15 protein-coding genes are annotated in these 18,640 nt (G+C 63.8%); 8 read left to right on the plus strand and 7 right to left on the minus strand.

Features of this window, described 5'->3' with window-relative positions; translation table 11 throughout:
- The first annotated feature begins 44 nt into the window (after positions 1-44).
- Positions 45-161 (plus strand): hypothetical protein, encoded by a 117-nt coding sequence (locus tag VHB27_RS01810; RefSeq protein WP_325597301.1) that lies wholly within the window; start codon positions 45-47, stop codon positions 159-161.
- Between the two features lie 99 nt (positions 162-260).
- Here VHB27_RS01810 and VHB27_RS01815 read toward each other — a convergent pair whose 3' ends face one another.
- Both VHB27_RS01815 and VHB27_RS01820 read right to left on the minus strand, forming a co-directional pair.
- The gene (locus tag VHB27_RS01815; RefSeq protein ID WP_325597119.1) at positions 261-866 is read right to left on the minus strand and encodes a TetR family transcriptional regulator; all 606 of its coding nucleotides are present in this window, start codon (positions 864-866) and stop codon (positions 261-263) included.
- A 125-nt stretch (positions 867-991) separates the two neighbouring features.
- Positions 992-1,297, minus strand: a complete 306-nt coding sequence (locus VHB27_RS01820; RefSeq protein ID WP_325597121.1) for a DUF1330 domain-containing protein — start codon at positions 1,295-1,297, stop codon at positions 992-994.
- A 193-nt stretch (positions 1,298-1,490) separates the two neighbouring features.
- Between VHB27_RS01820 and VHB27_RS01825 the strand changes: the two genes are divergently transcribed.
- Positions 1,491-2,264 (plus strand): SDR family oxidoreductase, encoded by a 774-nt coding sequence (locus tag VHB27_RS01825; protein ID WP_325597123.1) that lies wholly within the window; start codon positions 1,491-1,493, stop codon positions 2,262-2,264.
- A gap of 185 nt (positions 2,265-2,449) precedes the next feature.
- Here VHB27_RS01825 and VHB27_RS01830 read toward each other — a convergent pair whose 3' ends face one another.
- Positions 2,450-3,238 (minus strand): GDSL-type esterase/lipase family protein, encoded by a 789-nt coding sequence (locus VHB27_RS01830; protein WP_325597125.1) that lies wholly within the window; start codon positions 3,236-3,238, stop codon positions 2,450-2,452.
- A gap of 44 nt (positions 3,239-3,282) precedes the next feature.
- On the minus strand, positions 3,283-3,639 hold the full coding sequence (locus tag VHB27_RS01835; protein WP_325597127.1) for a hypothetical protein: 357 nt from the start codon (positions 3,637-3,639) through the stop codon (positions 3,283-3,285).
- A 484-nt stretch (positions 3,640-4,123) separates the two neighbouring features.
- Between VHB27_RS01835 and rplK the strand changes: the two genes are divergently transcribed.
- The 6 genes from rplK to rpoC all read left to right on the plus strand — a co-directional run bounded on the left by rplK (position 4,124) and on the right by rpoC (position 15,240).
- Entirely contained in the window at positions 4,124-4,558 is a 435-nt protein-coding gene (gene rplK, locus VHB27_RS01840) for a 50S ribosomal protein L11 (RefSeq protein ID WP_325597129.1), read from the plus strand.
- A 4-nt stretch (positions 4,559-4,562) separates the two neighbouring features.
- Positions 4,563-5,255: a 50S ribosomal protein L1 gene (gene rplA / locus VHB27_RS01845; protein ID WP_325597131.1), complete on the plus strand. Its 693-nt coding sequence runs from the start codon at positions 4,563-4,565 to the stop codon at positions 5,253-5,255.
- A 272-nt stretch (positions 5,256-5,527) separates the two neighbouring features.
- Positions 5,528-6,058: a 50S ribosomal protein L10 gene (gene rplJ, locus VHB27_RS01850; protein WP_325597133.1), complete on the plus strand. Its 531-nt coding sequence runs from the start codon at positions 5,528-5,530 to the stop codon at positions 6,056-6,058.
- 90 nt (positions 6,059-6,148) lie between these two features.
- The gene (gene rplL / locus VHB27_RS01855; RefSeq protein ID WP_325597135.1) at positions 6,149-6,538 is read left to right on the plus strand and encodes a 50S ribosomal protein L7/L12; all 390 of its coding nucleotides are present in this window, start codon (positions 6,149-6,151) and stop codon (positions 6,536-6,538) included.
- A 196-nt stretch (positions 6,539-6,734) separates the two neighbouring features.
- Entirely contained in the window at positions 6,735-10,910 is a 4,176-nt protein-coding gene (rpoB, locus tag VHB27_RS01860; protein ID WP_325597137.1) for a DNA-directed RNA polymerase subunit beta, read from the plus strand.
- A gap of 175 nt (positions 10,911-11,085) precedes the next feature.
- Positions 11,086-15,240: a DNA-directed RNA polymerase subunit beta' gene (gene rpoC / locus VHB27_RS01865; RefSeq protein WP_325597139.1), complete on the plus strand. Its 4,155-nt coding sequence runs from the start codon at positions 11,086-11,088 to the stop codon at positions 15,238-15,240.
- A gap of 59 nt (positions 15,241-15,299) precedes the next feature.
- Here the strand turns inward: rpoC and VHB27_RS01870 are convergent, their stop codons facing one another.
- The 3 genes from VHB27_RS01870 to cysD are packed head-to-tail and all read right to left on the minus strand — an operon-like array spanning position 15,300 to position 18,615.
- Complete coding sequence (locus VHB27_RS01870) at positions 15,300-15,878, minus strand: uracil-DNA glycosylase family protein (protein WP_325597302.1); 579 nt, start codon at positions 15,876-15,878, stop codon at positions 15,300-15,302.
- Positions 15,875-17,713, minus strand: a complete 1,839-nt coding sequence (gene cysC, locus VHB27_RS01875) for an adenylyl-sulfate kinase (protein WP_325597141.1) — start codon at positions 17,711-17,713, stop codon at positions 15,875-15,877. The genes VHB27_RS01870 and cysC overlap by 4 nt, the downstream gene beginning before the upstream one ends.
- Positions 17,713-18,615, minus strand: coding sequence for a sulfate adenylyltransferase subunit CysD (cysD, locus tag VHB27_RS01880; protein ID WP_325597143.1), 903 nt, complete (start codon positions 18,613-18,615; stop codon positions 17,713-17,715). The genes cysC and cysD overlap by 1 nt, the downstream gene beginning before the upstream one ends.
- Positions 18,616-18,640 lie beyond the last annotated feature (25 nt).

Below are 18,640 nucleotides of genomic sequence, written 5' to 3' on the forward strand. Positions count from 1 at the left end.
CCAGCGCCAGGGCAAAAGGCTGCCGGGTGCTGGGTGGCGGCGGCATGGCGGTGTTCCAAGCAGTGGAGGCGTTCCGCCTGTTCACCGGCCGGACGCCTTCGGCTGATCGGATGCTGGCGCATTTCGCCGAACTGACGCGAAACGCGGCTACTCCGGCGTGATGCCAGGTTCGGCGTCGCTGGCTCTCCGTCCGCCATGACGAAAACGGACCGATATCCCAGGCCGTCGGTATAACGGAGATTGCGCGAATCATGGGGATATCATGCGGGGTGCCGCAGATAACCTACCACTGCATCCACCACCATCGCCCGATGACGCGCCCGGTTATCCGCAGCCGACAGGTCGACGTTGAAGGCCGTCCCAAACGTGTAGCGGTTCGAGACTCTGTGAAAACACAAACCACTGATCATCAGATGGATGTCGAGGGCTTCAGCCCGGCGGCGAAATATCCCCAGCGCATGGCCCCGCTCTAGAATCTCACCCAAGGTTTTCAGGACATCCGCATTGACGGCGCGGATGTTCTCCATACGCGCCATATATTGACCCTGATGGATGTTCTCCACCGCCACCAGACGGACGAAATCGGCGTTGTCCTCGTGGTAATCGAAGGTGAACTCGATCATCCGGCGCAGGGCCGCTTCGGGGCCAAGCGTATCCAGGCTGAGCGTCGCCTCGGCGGCGCGGATGCCGGCGTAGGCCTGTTCCAGGACGGCGGAATACAGACCCTCCTTGCTGCCGAAATAGTAGTAGATCATCCGCTTGGTGGTCCGGGTCTTTTCCGCGATCGCATCCACGCGCGCGCCCGAGAGTCCATGCTGGTTGAATTCCGCTCGGGCAACGGTGAGGATGTCCTGGCGGGTCCGCACCGCATCCGGCTTGCGGCCACTGTCTGCTGTCCGAGCCATGGCCGTCCCTCCTGCGCCCTCCCTTCCGGGTTAGCCGCAGATAGATCATGGGCTAACCGGTTAGTCTAGAGGATCGCCTGGCGGGTTCAGCCGGGTTGAGGGCCGTCATAACCTTCGATGATGATCAGGTCGGCTTCGGAATGGGCCTCCCGCAAGGCCTTCGCCGCGGTGTATTCCGGCGAGTGGTAGCAGGCGACGGCAGTGTCGTAATCGGCGAATTCCAACACCACGTTGCGGGACCGCGATTTGCCTTCCGGCGCTTCGAACCGGCCACCTCGGACCAGGAAGCGGGCACCGTATTTGCTGAACGCAGCGGCGTTGGCGGCGACGTATTTCTGGTAATTGTCAGGGTTGGTAACGTCGACATGGGCGATCCAGTAGGCTTTGGGCATTGGCTCCTCCCGTTGGCTGGCGGTGAGCGTAAGCCTTGACTACCGTGACAGCTAGACCAGCGGGCGGAACACGCCGGGCGTCAGGCCAAATCTGGGCCATCAAGCCCCGTCATCGTTCCGTCAAAGTTTGGAGAAGCGGATCGCGGACGGCCCCGGCGCTGCCTATGATGCCGCGGTATTCATGGAGAGACCCATGGTTGACCATTCCATACAAGGCAAAACGGTGCTCATCGGCGGCGGCGCCAAGAACCTCGGTGGTCTCATCGCCCGGGATCTCGCCTCGCACGGTGCGAAAGCGGTCGCGATCCATTATAACAGCCCAGGAACGAAGGCAGCGGCGGAGGAGACCGTCTCCGCCGTGAAATCATTCGGCGCGCAAGCCCACGCCTTCCAGGGCGACCTGACCAGCGCGGCGGCGAACGAGGCACTGTTCGCGGAAGCGAAGACGGCCATGGGCTCCATCGACATCGCGATCAATACGGTCGGCAAGGTCCTGAAGAAGCCGATCATCGACACGACCGAAGAAGACTATGACAGCATGGCCGCGGTGAACGCGAAGGCGGCGTATTTCTTCATCAAGGAAGCAGGGCGGAACCTCAGCGACAATGGAAAACTAGTCACTATTGTAACCTCTCTGCTCGGGGCCTTCACGCCGTTCTATTCTACGTATGCAGGGAGCAAGGCGCCGGTGGAGCACTTCACGCGGGCGGCGGCGAAGGAGTTCGGCGCGCGGGGAATCTCGGTGAATGCGATCGGACCAGGCCCGATGGACACACCCTTTTTCTATCCCGCGGAAAGCCAGGATGCGCAGCGCTATCACGAAAGCGCTGCGGCATTGTCCGCTTTCACCAAAACCGGCCTGACCGATATAGCGGATATCGTCCCGTTCGTGCGCCACGTTGTGTCCGATGGCTGGTGGATTACGGGCCAGACCATCCTGATCAACGGCGGCTATACGACGAAATAGGATGGAGGTGCTTTCCGCGCGCGTGGTCGGGCCAAGCCCGACCGTCCGCGGCTTGCGGCGCTGGTCGAGGGAAAGGCATGGATGGTGCGCCATGCCCGTCGTGACGGGTTCGGTGCCGGGGCCTCACTGCAGCTTCGGCCAGTCGCCGGAGCCGTTACGCCAGGCCCCGAGAGCGAAGCCCCCTGTCAGGTGTGCGGCCGATCGCCCAGCATCTGGGACAGCACCGGTTCGATCGCGCGGGCGATCAGTTCCTGCCCTTGGGGTGTCGGATGCAGCGGCGGTTCGGGCGGGGTCAGCTTCGGGTCCAGGAACAGCCCCTTGTCCAGGGTATCGCCGCGCATGAACAGGGCAGAGACATCCATATAGGTCACATCCCCGGATCCCTTGTACTGCTTCGCCAGCATCGCATTGATCTGCTTGGTGGTCTCGGTGATCCAGGCCGAACGGTCAGACGGCAGGACACCGAGGAGCAGGATGCGGGTGTGAGGCAGGCGCTGGCGCAGGTCAGCAATGATGGTGTCGATCCCGGCGACGGTATCCTCCGCCGACCAATGCGGACGACCCATGTTGTTGGCGCCAATCATGATCACCGCAGCTTTTGGGTTGATGCCGGAGACCTCGCCATTGCGGATGCGCCAGATCAGGCTGGCCGTGGTGTCACCCTTGAAGCCAAGGTTCACCGCGTTGCGGTCGCCGTAGAAATGCTTCCAGATCGGGGCGAAATCCATCCAGGCCGGGGGGCCTTTGTATTCCCAGTCCTGGGTGATGGAGTCTCCAAGGAAGATCAAGTTGGGCTTCTTCTCGGCGATTTCCCTCAGCTTCTCATCATGTCGCGCCCGCCACCAGGGTAGGTCCATGCGGGAGATCGGGACGGCCGCGAGGATCGTGCGGGCGGGCGCCGGCGGCGCGGCCAGCGGCAAGCACAGGGCCATGGCAGCCAGCAGCAGGGAACGGCGGAACGTCGGAGCAAACATGAGGGTCACCCGTTTATCGCGGGCGGACACTCTCCGATTGGCCGTCAGGTCGCAAGATGGTGTCGCGCCCAGGCGCGGCTGCGCTGCAGCAGGCACCGAGGGGAAAGGATCGGTTGGATCAACGCCAGGCCAATTCCCCACGCCAGGCTGGCAAGGGCGGACAAGGCCATCGGCCGCGGGTGCCAAGCGAAGGCGACGGGGTGCCCGGCGATCGGCCGCACGACAAACCACGTCATCAGCAAGGCAAAGAGACCGGCGATAAGGGCTCGAACGGCTGCTCCGCCCGGCGGCTTGGGCAGGATGCTGACGATGCAGCCAAAGATGGCGCCCCAGAATGTGACGCTGGCGACCATCGGGACATTGAAGGGCGGCACAACCGAGAGCCGGAACGCCGGGTTCATGGCGAGGCCCATCCAATAGAGAAGCTGCAATGTCGTCTGATGAAACAGCAACATTGCCAACGCGCCGGCCACGAAGCCGAGGAATAGACGGGTGGAGCGTGCGTTGGCAGACGATGGTATCATGTGCGCGTAGCTTGATCGAATGGCGATAGAAAATCACTTGCCACAAGAGAAAGTCAATCCTGCACTGCACAACTCGCATAATTCAGAAATGGCAAGTAGCAATTTATCGCTCGCCCACGGGTTACGCGGCTGTCGACAGCCAAATGCTTGCAATCGTAACGTCAAGCATATCCTCCAGGTTGCTCCGCTTTGCTTGATCCGGATGTGTGGTTGGGCTCCGTTTCCCCAATGCGCGGAAGTTTGCGCTAGACTCTCGCCGCGGGCACGACTATAGGCCCCCCTCTTTGGAACGTGGGAGATTGGGGCCGTTCGGTTGCGGTCGCGGTCGCTTGCACCACGGTCCCTTCGACAGAGGGATGACATGGCGAAGAAGATCGTCGGCTACATCAAGCTGCAGATTCCGGCCGGCAAGGCCAATCCGTCCCCGCCGGTGGGTCCGGCGCTGGGTCAGCGTGGCTTGAACATCATGCAGTTCGTCAAGGAATTCAACGCGGCGACGCAGAGCATGGAGCCGGGAATGCCGATCCCGGTGGTGATCACCGCGTTCGCGGACCGCAGCTTCTCCTTTGTGATGAAGACGCCGCCGAACACGTATTTCCTGAAGAAGGCAGCGGGCATCACCAAGGGCAGCACCAATGTCGGCAAGGGCGCCGCGGTGGGACGCGTCACCATGGCGCAGCTCCGCGAGATCGCCGAGATCAAGATGAAGGACATGAACGCCAACGACGTCGATGGTGCGGTCCGCATGCTGGCTGGTTCCGCCCGTTCGATGGGCCTGACGGTGGTGGAGGGCTGATCCGATGGCAAAGAACAAGCGCCTGGAAACCGCCCGCAAGGCCGTCGACAAGTCCAAGGCCTATTCGCTGGCCGAGGCGATCAAGCTGATCAAGTCGATCTCCAAGGCGAAGTTCGACGAGACGGTTGAGATGTCGATGAACCTGGGCATCGATCCCCGCCACGCCGACCAGATGGTACGCGGTCTGACCAACCTGCCGAACGGCACGGGCAAGACGGTGCGCGTCGGCGTGTTCGCCCGTGGCGCGAAGGCGGATGAGGCGACCGCGGCCGGTGCCGATGTCGTGGGGGCCGAGGACCTGATGGAAAAGGTCCAGGCCGGCGAGATCAATTTCGACCGCTGCATTGCGACGCCGGACATGATGGGCATCGTCGGCCGGCTGGGTAAGATCCTGGGTCCGCGCGGCCTGATGCCGAACCCTCGGCTGGGCACCGTGACGATGGACGTCAAGGGCGCGGTGCAGGCGGCCAAGGGCGGTCAGGTGGAGTTCCGGGCCGAAAAGGCCGGGATCATCCATGCCGGCATCGGCAAGGTCTCCTTCGACGAGGATAAGCTGCTGGAGAATGCCCAGGCCCTGGCCGACGCGGTGATCCGCGCCAAACCGACAGGGGCGAAGGGTACCTATGTGCAGAGGGTCTCCGTGAGCTCCACCATGGGGCCGGGCGTGAAGGTCGATATCAGCTCACTGACCGCTTGATCGAGATACGCGGCCCTTGGAAAAGGGCCGCGGGCAGGGGCGCGGCTTCGTGGAAGACGCTGCCCCGACCTGTCCGAGACCGTTCGTCCCACCCGGGAATAATGGACCAAGGTCCGCGCGCGGTAGATGGGGTGCCAGATATTCTCCGGGTTTTCCCGGCGGGTCTTTGGTTGTTCCAGGACAGGCGAACCGGAGCGGACCCGCGAGGGTCCGCTTCATAGGGCAACCTGGCCCGTCGCCCGAAAGGGCCGCGGGCCGAACGGAGACGAAACGTGGATCGTACGGAGAAGCGCGAATTCGTCACCGAGCTCAATCAGGCGCTGGTCGCCACATCGATGGTCGTCGTGGCCCGCAATACGGGTCTGACGGTCGCCGAAGTGACGGATCTGCGGCGCAAGATGCGGGCCTCGGGTTCGACGTACAGGGTCGCGAAGAACCGGCTGACCAACCTCGCTCTTGAAGGTACCCCGTTCGACGGCATCAAGCCGATGCTGAAGGGTCCGATCGCGCTCGCGTGGTCGAAGGACCCGGTGGCAGTGGCGAAGGCGGCCGTCGAGTTCGCCAAGACCAACGAGAAGTTCGTGCTCGTCGGCGGTGCGCTTGGCTCCCAGACGCTGAATGCGGATGGGCTCAAGGCGCTGTCGGAGATGCCGAGCCTGGAAACGCTGCGGGCGCAGTTGCTGGGGCTGATCGTCAGCCCGGCGACGAAGGTCGCAGGCGTTCTGCAGGCGCCGGCCGGACAGCTCGCAAGGGTCTTCGGGGCCTATGCCAAGAAGGACGAGGCTTCAGCCGAAGCTGCCTGAGTTTGCCCCGGATCGGAATGGGGCACGGCCCCGGGTTGATCGGGGGCTTGCATGGAACACACCAAAGTCTAAGTTAAAGGAACCGCACACATGGCTGATCTACAAAAGCTGGTCGACGAGCTGTCGGCCCTGACCGTTCTTGAAGCGGCCGAGCTGTCCAAACTCCTTGAGGAGAAATGGGGCGTCTCGGCTGCTGCGCCGGTTGCCGTCGCCGCTGCTCCGGCCGCCGCTGGCGGTGGGGCTGCCGCCGCTGCTCCCGCCGAGGAGCAGACCGAGTTCACCATCATCCTGGCGGACGCCGGCGATAAGAAGATCAACGTCATCAAGGAAGTCCGCACCATCACGGGCCTGGGCCTGAAGGAAGCCAAGGACCTGGTGGAAGCCGCGCCGAAGCCGCTGAAGGAAGGCGTTGGCAAGGACGAGGTGGCGAAGATCAAGAAGATGCTCGAAGACGCCGGCGCGAAGGTGGAGGTGAAGTAACGCTCTCCGCTGGCAGGATACACAGGCCGGCCGTCCCTCACCGAGACGGTCTGGCCTTCGGGTCTGGGACGGGTGGAAATCGGCCGATTTCCGCCCGAATCCCTTTTTCGGTGAAGGGTTTCGTCCCACTCCTTGGAGTGGGTACCATTCGCGCCGGGGCCGCGGATGGTCGGATTAATGGCAAGGTGGGTCTTCGATGAACGCGATCACACGATCCTTTACGGGGCGCAAGCGCATCCGCAAGAGCTTTGGCCGGATTCCGGAAGTGGCGCCGATGCCGAACCTGATCGACGTGCAGCGCGCCAGTTACGAAGGGTTCCTGCAGATGAACGTGCTGCCGGACAACCGGACGCACACGGGTCTGCAGGAGGTGTTCAAATCTGTGTTCCCGATCGACGACTTCGCCGGCCGCGGCCGGCTGGAATTCGTCAACTATGAGCTGGAAGAGCCGAAATACGACGTCGAGGAGTGCATCCAGCGCGGCCTGACCTTTGCTGCCCCGCTGAAGGTCGTCCTGCGCCTGATCGTCTGGGACGTGGATGAGGACACCGGCGCCCGCTCGATCCGCGACATCAAGGAACAGCCCGTCTACATGGGCGACATGCCGCTGATGACCGACAACGGCACGTTCATCATCAACGGGACCGAACGCGTCATCGTCAGCCAGATGCACCGCTCCCCGGGCGTGTTCTTCGACCATGACAAGGGTAAGACCCACTCGTCCGGCAAATACCTGTTCGCCGCGCGCGTGATCCCTTATCGCGGCTCCTGGCTGGACTTCGAGTTTGACTCGAAGGATTTGGTCTATGTCCGCATCGACCGCAAGCGGAAGCTGCCGGTCACCACGCTGCTCTACGCGCTGGAAAGCGCCGCGACCGAGGCCCTGCGCGCGGCCCGGGAAGCGCAGGGGGAGCAGTTGGACGTCACCGAGGTCCGGGGCATGGACCAGGAAGAGATCCTGGGCCACTTCTACGGCAAGGTCGTCTTCGAGAAGACCCCGAAAGGCTGGGCGCGTCCCTTCGATCCCGAGGCTTTCCGCGGCCAGAAGCTGCTGGAGCCGCTGATTGACGCCGCGACCGGCGAGGTCGTCGCCGAGGCCGACGCCAAGCTGACCGCGCGCCAGGTCCGCCGCATCGCCGAGAAGACCAAGGAGGTGTTGGTCGGCCGCGCCGACTTGCTGGGCCGGTTCATGGCCGAGGATCTCGTGAACGTCGATACCGGTGAGATCTATGCCGAAGCAGGGGAGGAACTCGCCGAAGCCAGGCTGACCGCACTGGAGGAAGCCGGAATCACCACCCTGCCGACCCTGGCGATCGACCAGCAGAACGGCCCGTGGATCCGCAACACCCTGGCGATCGACAAGAACACCAACCGGGATGAAGCGCTGATCGACATCTACCGCGTCATGCGTCCCGGCGAGCCGCCGACGCCGGACACGGCCGAAGCGCTGTTCCGTGGCCTGTTCTTCGATCCGGACCGCTATGACCTGTCGGCGGTGGGCCGGGTGAAGATGAACATGCGCCTGGGCATCACCGACGTCCTCGACACGATGCGGGTGCTGCGCAAGGAAGACCTGATCAAGACGGTCAAGACCCTGACCGACCTGAAGGACGGCCGCGGCCAGATCGACGACATCGACAATCTCGGCAACCGCCGTGTCCGCTCGGTCGGCGAACTGATGGAGAACCAGTACCGCGTCGGCCTGCTGCGCATGGAGCGGGCCATCCGCGAGCGCATGGGCAGCGTCGATATCGATACGGTCATGCCGCACGACCTGATCAACGCGAAGCCGGCCGCCGCCGCGGTGCGGGAGTTCTTCGGATCGTCTCAGCTCTCGCAGTTCATGGACCAGACCAACCCGCTGTCGGAAGTGACGCACAAGCGCCGCCTCTCGGCCCTGGGTCCGGGCGGCCTGACGCGGGAGCGCGCGGGCTTCGAGGTGCGCGACGTGCATCCGACGCATTATGGCCGCATCTGCCCGATCGAGACGCCGGAAGGCCCGAATATCGGCCTGATCAACTCGTTGGCGACCTACGCCAAGGTCAACAAGTACGGCTTTATCGAAACGCCGTACATGCTGGTCAAGGACGGCGTGGTGCAGAAGGAGCCGCGCTACCTCTCCGCCATGGAGGAGGAGCGTCTGGTCGTGGCGCAGGCCGACGCCCCGATGGATGGCGGCGGCAAGTTTACGCAGGATCTGGTGTCGGTGCGCAAGCAGGGCGACTTCCGCCTGGTGAAACCGGAAGACGTGACCGCGATTGACGTGTCGCCGAAGCAGTTGGTGTCCGTGGCCGCGGCGCTGATCCCGTTCCTGGAGAACGACGACGCCAACCGCGCGCTGATGGGCTCCAACATGCAGCGCCAGGCGGTGCCGCTGATCCGAGCGGACGCGCCGCTGGTGGGCACGGGCATGGAGGCCGCGGTCGCTCGGGACTCCGGAGCGACCATCGTGGCCCGCCGGCCGGGTGTGGTGGATCAGATCGATGGTGCGCGCATCGTCGTCCGCGCGACCAACGACGACGGCACCACGAAGGGTGTCGACATCTACCGCTTGAGGAAGTTCATGCGGTCGAACCAGTCCACCTGCATCAACCAGCGCCCGCTGGTGAAGGTCGGCGACCGGGTGACGGAGGGCGATATCATCGCCGATGGTCCGTCGACGGAGCTGGGTGAGCTGGCGCTGGGCCGGAACGTGCTCGTCGCGTTCATGCCCTGGAACGGCTACAACTTCGAGGACTCGATCCTGATCAGCGAGCGGATCGCCCGCGACGACGTGTTCACATCCATCCACATCGAGGAATTCGAGGTGATGGCGCGTGACACGAAGCTGGGCCAGGAGGAAATCACCCGCGACATCCCGAACGTGGGTGAAGAGGCGCTGAAGAACCTCGATGAGGCCGGTATCGTCTATATCGGCGCGGAAGTGAACCCGGGCGACATCCTGGTGGGCAAGGTGACGCCGAAGGGCGAAAGCCCGATGACGCCGGAAGAGAAGCTGCTGCGCGCGATCTTCGGCGAGAAGGCGTCCGACGTGCGCGACACGTCCCTGAAACTGCCGCCCGGCGTGACCGGGACAGTGGTGGATGTCCGCGTGTTCAGCCGCCGCGGCGTCGACAAGGACGAGCGTGCGATGGCGATCGAACGCGCCGAGATCGAACGCCTCGCCAAGGACCGCGATGACGAGAAGGCGATCCAGGAACGCTCGTTCCTGAACCGCCTGCGGGAGAAGCTGCTGGGCCGCAAGGCGTCCGGCGGGTTCAAGGGCATCAAGGCCGGGACGGACATCACCGAAGAGGTACTGGCCGAACACCCGCGTGGCGCCTGGCGCCATATCGGCGTGCAGGACGACGCCGTGATGCAGGACATCGAGACCCTGCGGCGTGAGTTCGACGCCGCTGTCGGCCGCCTGCAGGCCCGGTTCGACAGCAAGGTGGAGAAACTGCAGCGCGGCGACGAGCTGCCGCCTGGCGTGATGAAGATGGTCAAGGTCTTCATCGCGGTGAAGCGCAAGCTGCAGCCTGGCGACAAGATGGCCGGCCGCCACGGCAACAAGGGTGTCGTCTCCCGCGTCGTGCCCGTCGAGGACATGCCGTTCCTGGACGACGGCACGTCGGTCGACCTCGTGCTGAACCCGCTGGGCGTGCCGTCGCGCATGAACGTGGGCCAGATCCTGGAGACCCATCTGGGATGGGCCTGCGCGAACCTGGGCAAACAGGTCGGTGAACTCGTCGAGGAGTACCGCCGGACCGGCGCTCGCCGCGACGACCTGCTGACACGGTTGAAGGACGTTTATGGCGACGAGGTCTATCGCCTGCAGATCGCCAACCTGGAAACCGAACAGCTGATCGAGCTGTGCGAGAACCTGCGCAAGGGCATCCCGATCGCGACCCCGGTGTTCGACGGCGCGCGCCAGACGGACATCGAAGGCATGCTGAAGCGGGCCGGGCTGGATACGTCCGGCCAGGTGTCGCTGACCGACGGCCGCACGGGCGAGACGTTCGAGCGGAAGGTGACCGTCGGCTATATCTACATGCTGAAGCTGCACCACCTGGTCGACGACAAGATCCACGCGCGCTCGATCGGGCCTTACTCTCTGGTCACCCAGCAGCCGCTGGGCGGCAAGGCGCAGTTCGGCGGCCAGCGCTTCGGCGAGATGGAGGTCTGGGCCCTGGAAGCCTACGGCGCGGCCTACACCTTGCAGGAGATGCTGACGGTGAAGTCCGACGACGTGTCGGGCCGCACCAAGGTCTACGAAGCGATCGTGCGCGAGCAGGACACGTTCGAGGCCGGCATTCCGGAGAGCTTCAACGTGCTGGTGAAGGAACTGAAGAGTCTGGGTCTGAACGTGGACCTGGACAATCGGGCGGCGTGATTCCTCTCGCGGCAAGGCGAACCGTCATGGCCGGGCTTGTCCCGGCCACCCGCTCCGGGATGGTTCAGCGCGGCGAAGGTCGCTTGTTTGCACCCCTCCGTGGGAGGGCGACCGGGACCAGCCCGGTCATGACGATTGATATGACGATGAACCCACATCAAGGGGTATCGAGCGTATGAACGAACTGATGAAGATCCTCGGCCAGACCGGCCAGTCTCTGACTTTCGACCAGATCAAGATCCAGATCGCCTCTCCGGAGCAGATCCGCTCCTGGTCCTATGGCGAGATCAAGAAGCCCGAGACGATCAACTACCGCACCTTCAAGCCGGAGCGGGACGGTCTGTTCTGCGCCCGCATCTTCGGTCCGATCAAGGACTATGAGTGCCTGTGCGGCAAGTACAAGCGGATGAAGTTCCGCGGCATTATCTGCGAGAAATGCGGCGTCGAGGTCACCCTGGCGAAGGTCCGCCGCGAGCGGATGGGCCATATCGAGCTGGCGTCCCCGGTTGCGCATATCTGGTTCCTCAAGTCCCTGCCCTCGCGCATCGGCCTGATGGTCGACCTGACGCTGAAAGAACTTGAGAAGATCCTGTATTTCGAGAGCTACGTCGTTCTCGAACCCGGCACGACCGACCTGAAGCTGCTGCAGTTGCTGACCGAAGAGCAGTTGATGGCCAAGCAGGACGAGTTCGGTGAGGACCAGTTCGAGGTCGGCATCGGCGCCGAGGCGATCAAGAAGGTGCTGAACCGCATCGACCTGGACGCCGAGAAGGTGAAGCTGCGTGGCGAACTGAAGGAGACGTCTTCGGAAGCCAAGCGCAAGAAGCTGGTCAAGCGCCTGAAGTTGATCGAGGCGTTCGGTGAATCCGGCTGCCGCCCCGATTGGATGATCATGGACGTGGTGCCGGTGATCCCGCCGGAGCTGCGGCCGCTGGTGCCGCTGGACGGCGGCCGCTTCGCGACGTCCGACCTGAACGACCTGTATCGCCGCGTCATCAACCGCAACAACCGCCTGAAGCGGCTGATCGAGCTGCGTGCGCCGGATATTATCGTCCGCAACGAAAAGCGCATGCTGCAGGAATCCGTCGATGCGCTGTTCGACAACGGCCGCCGTGGTCGAGCGATCACGGGCGCGAACAAGCGGCCGTTGAAGTCGCTGTCGGATATGCTGAAGGGCAAGCAGGGTCGTTTCCGGCAGAACCTTCTGGGCAAGCGCGTCGACTATTCGGGCCGTTCGGTCATCGTGGTCGGGCCGGAACTGAAGCTGCACCAGTGCGGGCTGCCGAAGAAGATGGCGCTGGAGCTCTTCAAGCCGTTCATCTATTCCAAGCTGGAGAAATACGGCCACGCCACGACCATCAAGGCTGCCAAGCGGATGGTCGAGAAGGAACGGCCCGAGGTCTGGGACATTCTGGAAGAGGTGATCCGCGAGCACCCGGTGATGCTGAACCGGGCGCCGACGCTGCACCGGCTGGGTATCCAGGCGTTCGAGCCGGTGCTGATCGAAGGCAAGGCGATCCAGCTCCACCCGCTGGTGTGTACGGCGTTCAATGCGGACTTCGACGGCGATCAGATGGCGGTGCACGTACCGCTGTCGCTGGAAGCGCAGCTCGAAGGCCGCGTGCTGATGATGTCGACCAACAACATCCTCAGCCCCGCCAACGGCAAGCCGATCATCGTGCCGTCGCAGGACATCGTTCTGGGCATCTATTACCTGTCGCTGGAAACGGCTGAATTCAGAGACGTGCCTGACGACAAGGCGCCTGTGTTCGGAACGATCGGAGAGATCGAGCACGCCCTGTTCGCCAAAGCCGTCACACTGCACAGCAAGATCCGTGCGCGGTTTGAAACCGTCGATCACGGCGGCAACAATGTGCGCCTGCAGGTTGTTACGACCCCAGGTCGCATGCTGATCGCACAGATCCTGCCGAAGCATCCGGATGTGCCGTTCAGCCTGATCAACCGCCAGTTGACGAAGAAGAACGTGTCGGACGTGATCGACATGGTCTATCGCCACTGCGGCCAGAAGGAATGCGTGATCTTCGCCGACCGGCTGATGGGTCTCGGCTTCGCCCAGGCGGCGAAGGCGGGCATCTCCTTCGGCAAGGACGACATGGTCATTCCGGCCGAGAAGAAGAAGCTGATCGCCGACACCCAGACCGAGGTGAAGGATTTCGAGCAGCAGTACCAGGACGGTCTGATCACGGCCGGCGAACGCTACAACAAGGTGGTCGACGCCTGGTCGCGTTGCACGGACGAAGTCGCCAAGGCGATGATGAAGGAGATCAGCAAGCAGGAATCCGGCAAGCCGACCAACTCGGTCTGGATGATGTCGCATTCCGGTGCGCGTGGGTCGCCGGCGCAGATGCGCCAGTTGGCCGGCATGCGCGGCTTGATGGCGAAGCCGTCGGGTGAGATCATCGAGCAGCCGATCATCGCCAACTTCAAGGAAGGCCTGTCGGTCCTGGAGTACTTCAACTCCACCCACGGCGCCCGCAAGGGCCTGGCGGACACGGCGCTGAAGACCGCGAACTCGGGCTACCTGACCCGCCGCCTGGTCGACGTGGCGCAGGACTGCATCATCGTCGAGGAAGACTGCGGCACCGAACGTGGCCTGACCGTTCGCGCGGTCATGGATGGCGGCGAAGTGGTTTCGTCTCTATCGGAACGAATTCTCGGCCGCACCACGGCCGAGGACGTGGTCGATCCGACGACGAACAAGGTCATCCTGGGTCGCAACCAGTTGATCGAGGAACCGGAAGCCGAAGCCATCGAAAAGGCTGGCGTCGAAGCGGTGAAAATCCGCTCGGTGCTGACCTGCGAGGCGCCGGTCGGCGTCTGCGGTCACTGCTATGGCCGTGACCTGGCGCGCGGCACGCCGGTGAATATCGGCGAGGCCGTTGGCGTCATCGCCGCTCAGTCGATCGGCGAGCCTGGCACCCAGTTGACGATGCGCACGTTCCACATCGGCGGTGCGGCGCAGCGCGGTGCGGAGCAGTCCAGCGTCGAAGCGAGCCATGACGGTATCGTTTCGATCAAGAACCGCAACGTCATCGCCAACAGCGCCGGCGCGATGGTGGTCATGTCGCGCAACTGCGAAATCGTCCTGAGCGACGACAAGCAGCGTGAGCGTGCCCGCTTCCGCGTCCCCTATGGCGCGCGTCTGCTGGCCGAGGAGAACCAGCAGGTCACTCGCGGCCAGAAGCTGGCGGAATGGGATCCGTTCACCCTGCCCATCATCACGGAGCGTGCCGGTAAGGTCGAATATATCGACCTGATCGACAGCATCACCCTGGTGGAGCGGATGGATGAAGTCACCGGCCTGACCTCCAAGGTCGTCGTCGACTACAAGTCCGGCGCGAAGGGCGTGGATTTGCGTCCACGCCTGCAGTTGAAGGACGAGAACGGCGAGGTGCTGCGGTTGGCGAACGGTGGTGACGCGCGTTACTTCCTGGCGCCCGACTCCATCCTGTCTGTCGACAACGGCGCCGTGGTGCAGGCCGGCGATGTGCTGGCGCGCATCCCGCGTGAAGGCTCCAAGACCCGCGACATCACCGGCGGTCTGCCGCGTGTGGCAGAGCTGTTCGAGGCGCGGCGTCCCAAGGATCACGCGGTCATCGCCGAGTGCGACGGGCGTGTCGAATTCGGCAAGGACTACAAGGCCAAGCGCCGCATCATCGTGAAGAACGATGAGACCGGCGAGGAAACCGAGTACCTGATCCCGAAGGGCAAGCACGTCTCGGTGCAGGAAGGCGACTTCGTGCGTCGCGGCGACCCGCTGGTCGACGGTCCGCGCGTGCCGCACGACATCCTGAAGGTGCTGGGCGTCGAGGCGCTGTCGGACTATCTGGTGAACGAGATCCAGGATGTGTACCGCCTGCAAGGCGTGAAGATCAACGACAAGCACATCGAGGTCATCGTTCGGCAGATGCTGCAGAAGGTGGAAATCACCGACCCCGGTGACACGACCTTCCTGATCGGCGAGCAGGTCGACCGCAGCGAGTTCGAGCAACTGAACGCCAAGCTGGTGAAGGACGAACGTCCGGCAGTCGGCATGCCGGTGCTGCAGGGCATTACCAAGGCCTCGCTGCAGACCACCAGCTTCATCAGCGCCGCGTCGTTCCAGGAAACGACCCGGGTGCTGACCGAGGCGGCGACGGCTGGCAAGACTGACAGCCTGATGGGCTTGAAGGAGAACGTGATCGTCGGCCGTCTGATCCCGGCCGGCACAGGTGCGGTGATGAACCGCCTGCGTGCCGTCGCCGCGGGCCGGGAAGGCCGGGCGTTGTTCAACGAGACGCCACAGATCACCGATACCGCCGCCGAATAAGCGGCTGTTGCGTCAGGGAAGGCCGGCGGGTGAAGACCCGGCCGGCCTTTTCTTTTGCGCTACGGTTCCAGGGCTGCCGCCACCGCCGTCCGCAGTACCGGCAGCAGTTCCTCCGTGAACCATGGGTTCCGCCGTTCCCACCCCGTCGTCCGCCAGGACGGGTGCGGCAGTGGCATCACCGTCGGTCCGAACTCCTGGAATCGCCGCACCCGTTCGGTCATCGCGCCTTTGCCCAGCCGCCGCTCCTGCGCATAGGTTCCAACCAGCAGCGTCAACCGGATCTCCGGCATCAGCCGCAGGAACCGGTCCATCCATAGTGGCGCGCATTCCGGCCGTGGCGGCCTGTCGCCGCCATTGGGTAATCGTCCCGGATAGCACAGCCCCATCGGCACGATTGCAATCTGCGACGCGTCGTAGAACGTATCCCGATCCATCGCCAGCCATCCGCGCAGCCGGTCGCCAGACGGGTCGTTCCATGGAATCCCGGTCTCATGCACCTTCGTCCCCGGTGCCTGCCCGATGATCAGTAACCGCGCGGTGACGGACACACGGAAGACGGGCCGAGGCCCGAGGGGCAGGTCAGCGCAGATGCGGCAGGCCAGTGCCTCGGCTGAAACGGACTCGAGCGTATCCGTCAGGTGATGATCCCGCGCGCACGCAGGTTGGTCACGACGACCTCGGCCAGGTCGTCCGGCGAACCCTCCATCGTGCGCAGCCGCATTTCCGGGTCCAGCGGCTCCTCGTACGGCGCATCGACGCCGGTGAAGTTGCGGATCTGACCGGAATCGGCCTTCACGTACAGGCCCTTGGGGTCACGACGCCGGCATTCCTCGATCGGGGTATCGACGAAGATCTCCAGGAACTCGCCTTCGGCGACCCGGTCTCGCGCCAGCATGCGTTCGGCACGGTAAGGGGAGATGAAGGACACGATGACGATCAGCCCGGCTTCGACGAACAGGCGGGAGACCTCGGCGATACGGCGGATATTCTCCACGCGGTCGGCTTCCGAGAAGCCCAGGTCGCGGTTCAGGCCGTGCCGGACGTTGTCGCCGTCCAGGATCATCGTGTGGTGGCCCAGCGTATGCAGGCGCTTTTCCACCTGGTTGGCGATCGTCGACTTGCCTGCGCCGGACAGGCCGGTGAACCACAGCACCGCCGGTTTCTGGTGCTTCATGGCCGATCGGGCGGCCTTGTCCACGTCGAGACGATGCCAGACGATGTCGGCGTTGCGGGTCTTGCTGCCGGTGACCATGCCGGCGCCGACGGTCCCGCGCGTCAGCCGGTCGATCAGGATGAAGCCGCCGAGGTCGCGATTGACCTCATAGGGTTCGCAGACCACGGGATGGGTCAAGGAGATCGACACGCGGCCGATCTCGTTCAGCGCGAGTTCGCGGACGGGGGTTTCGTCCAGCGTCTCCATGTCCAGGCGCGTGGTGATTTCGGTGACCGTGGCCACCGCCATGCGCGTGCCCAGCATCAGCATATAGGCGCGGCCGCGGAACAACGGGGTTTCGTCCATCCAGACGACCCAGGCTTCCAGGCCATCCGCCGGTTTCGGCGCAGGTTCGACGGCCAGCACGTCGCCGCGGGAAACGTCGATCTCGCGGTCCAGCACGATCGTGACCGGATCGCCCGGGCCCGCTTCGGCGAGGTCGCCATCCATGGTGACGATGCGGTCGATCTTGGCCTCGGTGCCCGAGGCGGCATTCACCACGGCGTCACCGGGTCGGAGCTGCCCGGCCGCGATCGTTCCGGCATAGCCGCGGAACGTATGGTCGGGACGGCTGACGTATTGCACCGGCATGCGGAACGGGCGGGTCTGGCCCAAGCCCGTCTCGGCGGCTTCCAGCGCGTGCAGCAGCGGCGCGCCCTGATACCAGGACATGCGCGCGCCGGGGCCGGTGACATTGTCGCCATCGCGCGCGCAAAGCGGGATCGCGGTGACGTGGTTGAAGCGCAGCTTCGGCATGATGTTGCGAAAGTCCTGCTCGATCCGGGCGAACACCCCTTGATCGAACCCGACCAGATCCATCTTGTTCACCGCCAGCACCACCTGCCGGATGCCCAGCAGTGACGCGATGGCTGCGTGACGCCGCGTCTGCGGCAGGATGCCCTTGCGTGCGTCGATCAGCAGGATCGCCAGGTCCGCGGTCGATGCGCCCGTAACCATATTACGTGTGTATTGCTGATGGCCGGGCGTATCGGCCAGGATGAAACGACGAGAGGGCGTTTCGAAAAAACGATACGCGACGTCGATGGTGACACCCTGTTCGCGTTCGGCTTCCAGCCCATCGACCAGCAGGGCATAGTCGACACCGCCCTCGACCGTGCCGAAGCGGCGGGAGTCACGCTCCAGCACCGCGAGGACGTCGTCGGGGATGGAGCCGCATTCGAACAGCAGGCGGCCGATCAGGGTGGATTTGCCGTCGTCGACACTACCGCAGGTCAGGACGCGCAGAACGGAATCGGGCATCAGAAATATCCTTCCCGCTTCTTGCGTTCCATCGAGCTGTCCTGTTCCTGGTCGATCAGCCGGCCCGCACGTTCGGACATGCGGGTTTCCATCATTTCCTTCAGCAGCGCGTCCATGTCGGCGGCGTCGGACTCGACCGCGGCGGAGAGGGGATAGCAGCCCAGGGAGCGGAACCGCACCATCCGGTCCTTCGGCCGCTCGCCGGGTTCAAGGCGCATACGATCGTCATCCACGACGATGATCTGTCCGCTCCGAATCACGGTTGGGCGGACCGCCGCGAAATACAACGGCACAACGTCGATTTTCTCGGCGGCGATATAGGTCCACACGTCGAGCTCGGTCCAGTTAGACAACGGAAACACCCGTAAGGTTTCACCTGGTGCGAGTTGTCCGTTATAGAGATGCCAGAGTTCCGGCCGTTGCCGCTTCGGATCCCAGGCATGGCCGGGCGCACGCACCGAGAAGATACGTTCCTTGGCGCGGGACCGTTCCTCATCACGGCGGGCCCCGCCGATCGCGAAATCGTAGTTGCCTTCGGTCAGGGCTTGCTTCAGCGCGTCGGTCTTCATGATCTGCGTATAGGCGCCGCCATGGTCGAACGGATTGATGTTGTTCCGCAGCCCCTCCGGGTTCGTGTGCGACCGAAGTTCCAATCCGTACCGTCTGACCACCTCATCCCGGAATTCGATCATCGCTCTGAATTTCCAGGTCGTATTGATGTGTACGAGCGGGAAGGGCGGCCGAGCGGGGTAGAAGGCCTTGCGGGCGAGGTGAAGGAGAACCGAGGAATCCTTGCCGATCGAGTACAACATGACGGGCCGACTGGCCTGCGCCGCGACTTCTCTAAATATCTGGATGCTTTCGGCTTCCAATGTCGCAAGATGAGCGGGGCGCGAATTCATAGGGGCTTGATCCACAAGCAAAGCT

It is taken from the genome of Rhodopila sp. (assembly GCF_035548235.1).
Classification (GTDB): Bacteria; Pseudomonadota; Alphaproteobacteria; order Acetobacterales; family Acetobacteraceae; genus Rhodopila.

Bases quoted from the DNA above. Each gene is read 5' to 3' on its own strand.
- rplA (WP_325597131.1), top strand. From the start codon at position 4,563: ATGGCAAAGAACAAGCGCCTGGAAACCGCCCGCAAGGCCGTCGACAAG.
- VHB27_RS01820 (WP_325597121.1), bottom strand. From the start codon at position 1,297: ATGCCCAAAGCCTACTGGATCGCCCATGTCGACGTTACCAACCCTGAC.
- VHB27_RS01825 (WP_325597123.1), top strand. From the start codon at position 1,491: ATGGTTGACCATTCCATACAAGGCAAAACGGTGCTCATCGGCGGCGGC.
- rpoC (WP_325597139.1), top strand. From the start codon at position 11,086: ATGAACGAACTGATGAAGATCCTCGGCCAGACCGGCCAGTCTCTGACT.
- VHB27_RS01830 (WP_325597125.1), bottom strand. From the start codon at position 3,238: ATGTTTGCTCCGACGTTCCGCCGTTCCCTGCTGCTGGCTGCCATGGCC.
- cysC (WP_325597141.1), bottom strand. From the start codon at position 17,713: ATGCCCGATTCCGTTCTGCGCGTCCTGACCTGCGGTAGTGTCGACGAC.
- rpoB (WP_325597137.1), top strand. From the start codon at position 6,735: ATGAACGCGATCACACGATCCTTTACGGGGCGCAAGCGCATCCGCAAG.
- VHB27_RS01835 (WP_325597127.1), bottom strand. From the start codon at position 3,639: ATGAACCCGGCGTTCCGGCTCTCGGTTGTGCCGCCCTTCAATGTCCCG.
- rplK (WP_325597129.1), top strand. From the start codon at position 4,124: ATGGCGAAGAAGATCGTCGGCTACATCAAGCTGCAGATTCCGGCCGGC.
- VHB27_RS01810 (WP_325597301.1), top strand. From the start codon at position 45: ATGGCGGTGTTCCAAGCAGTGGAGGCGTTCCGCCTGTTCACCGGCCGG.
- cysD (WP_325597143.1), bottom strand. From the start codon at position 18,615: ATGAATTCGCGCCCCGCTCATCTTGCGACATTGGAAGCCGAAAGCATC.
- rplL (WP_325597135.1), top strand. From the start codon at position 6,149: ATGGCTGATCTACAAAAGCTGGTCGACGAGCTGTCGGCCCTGACCGTT.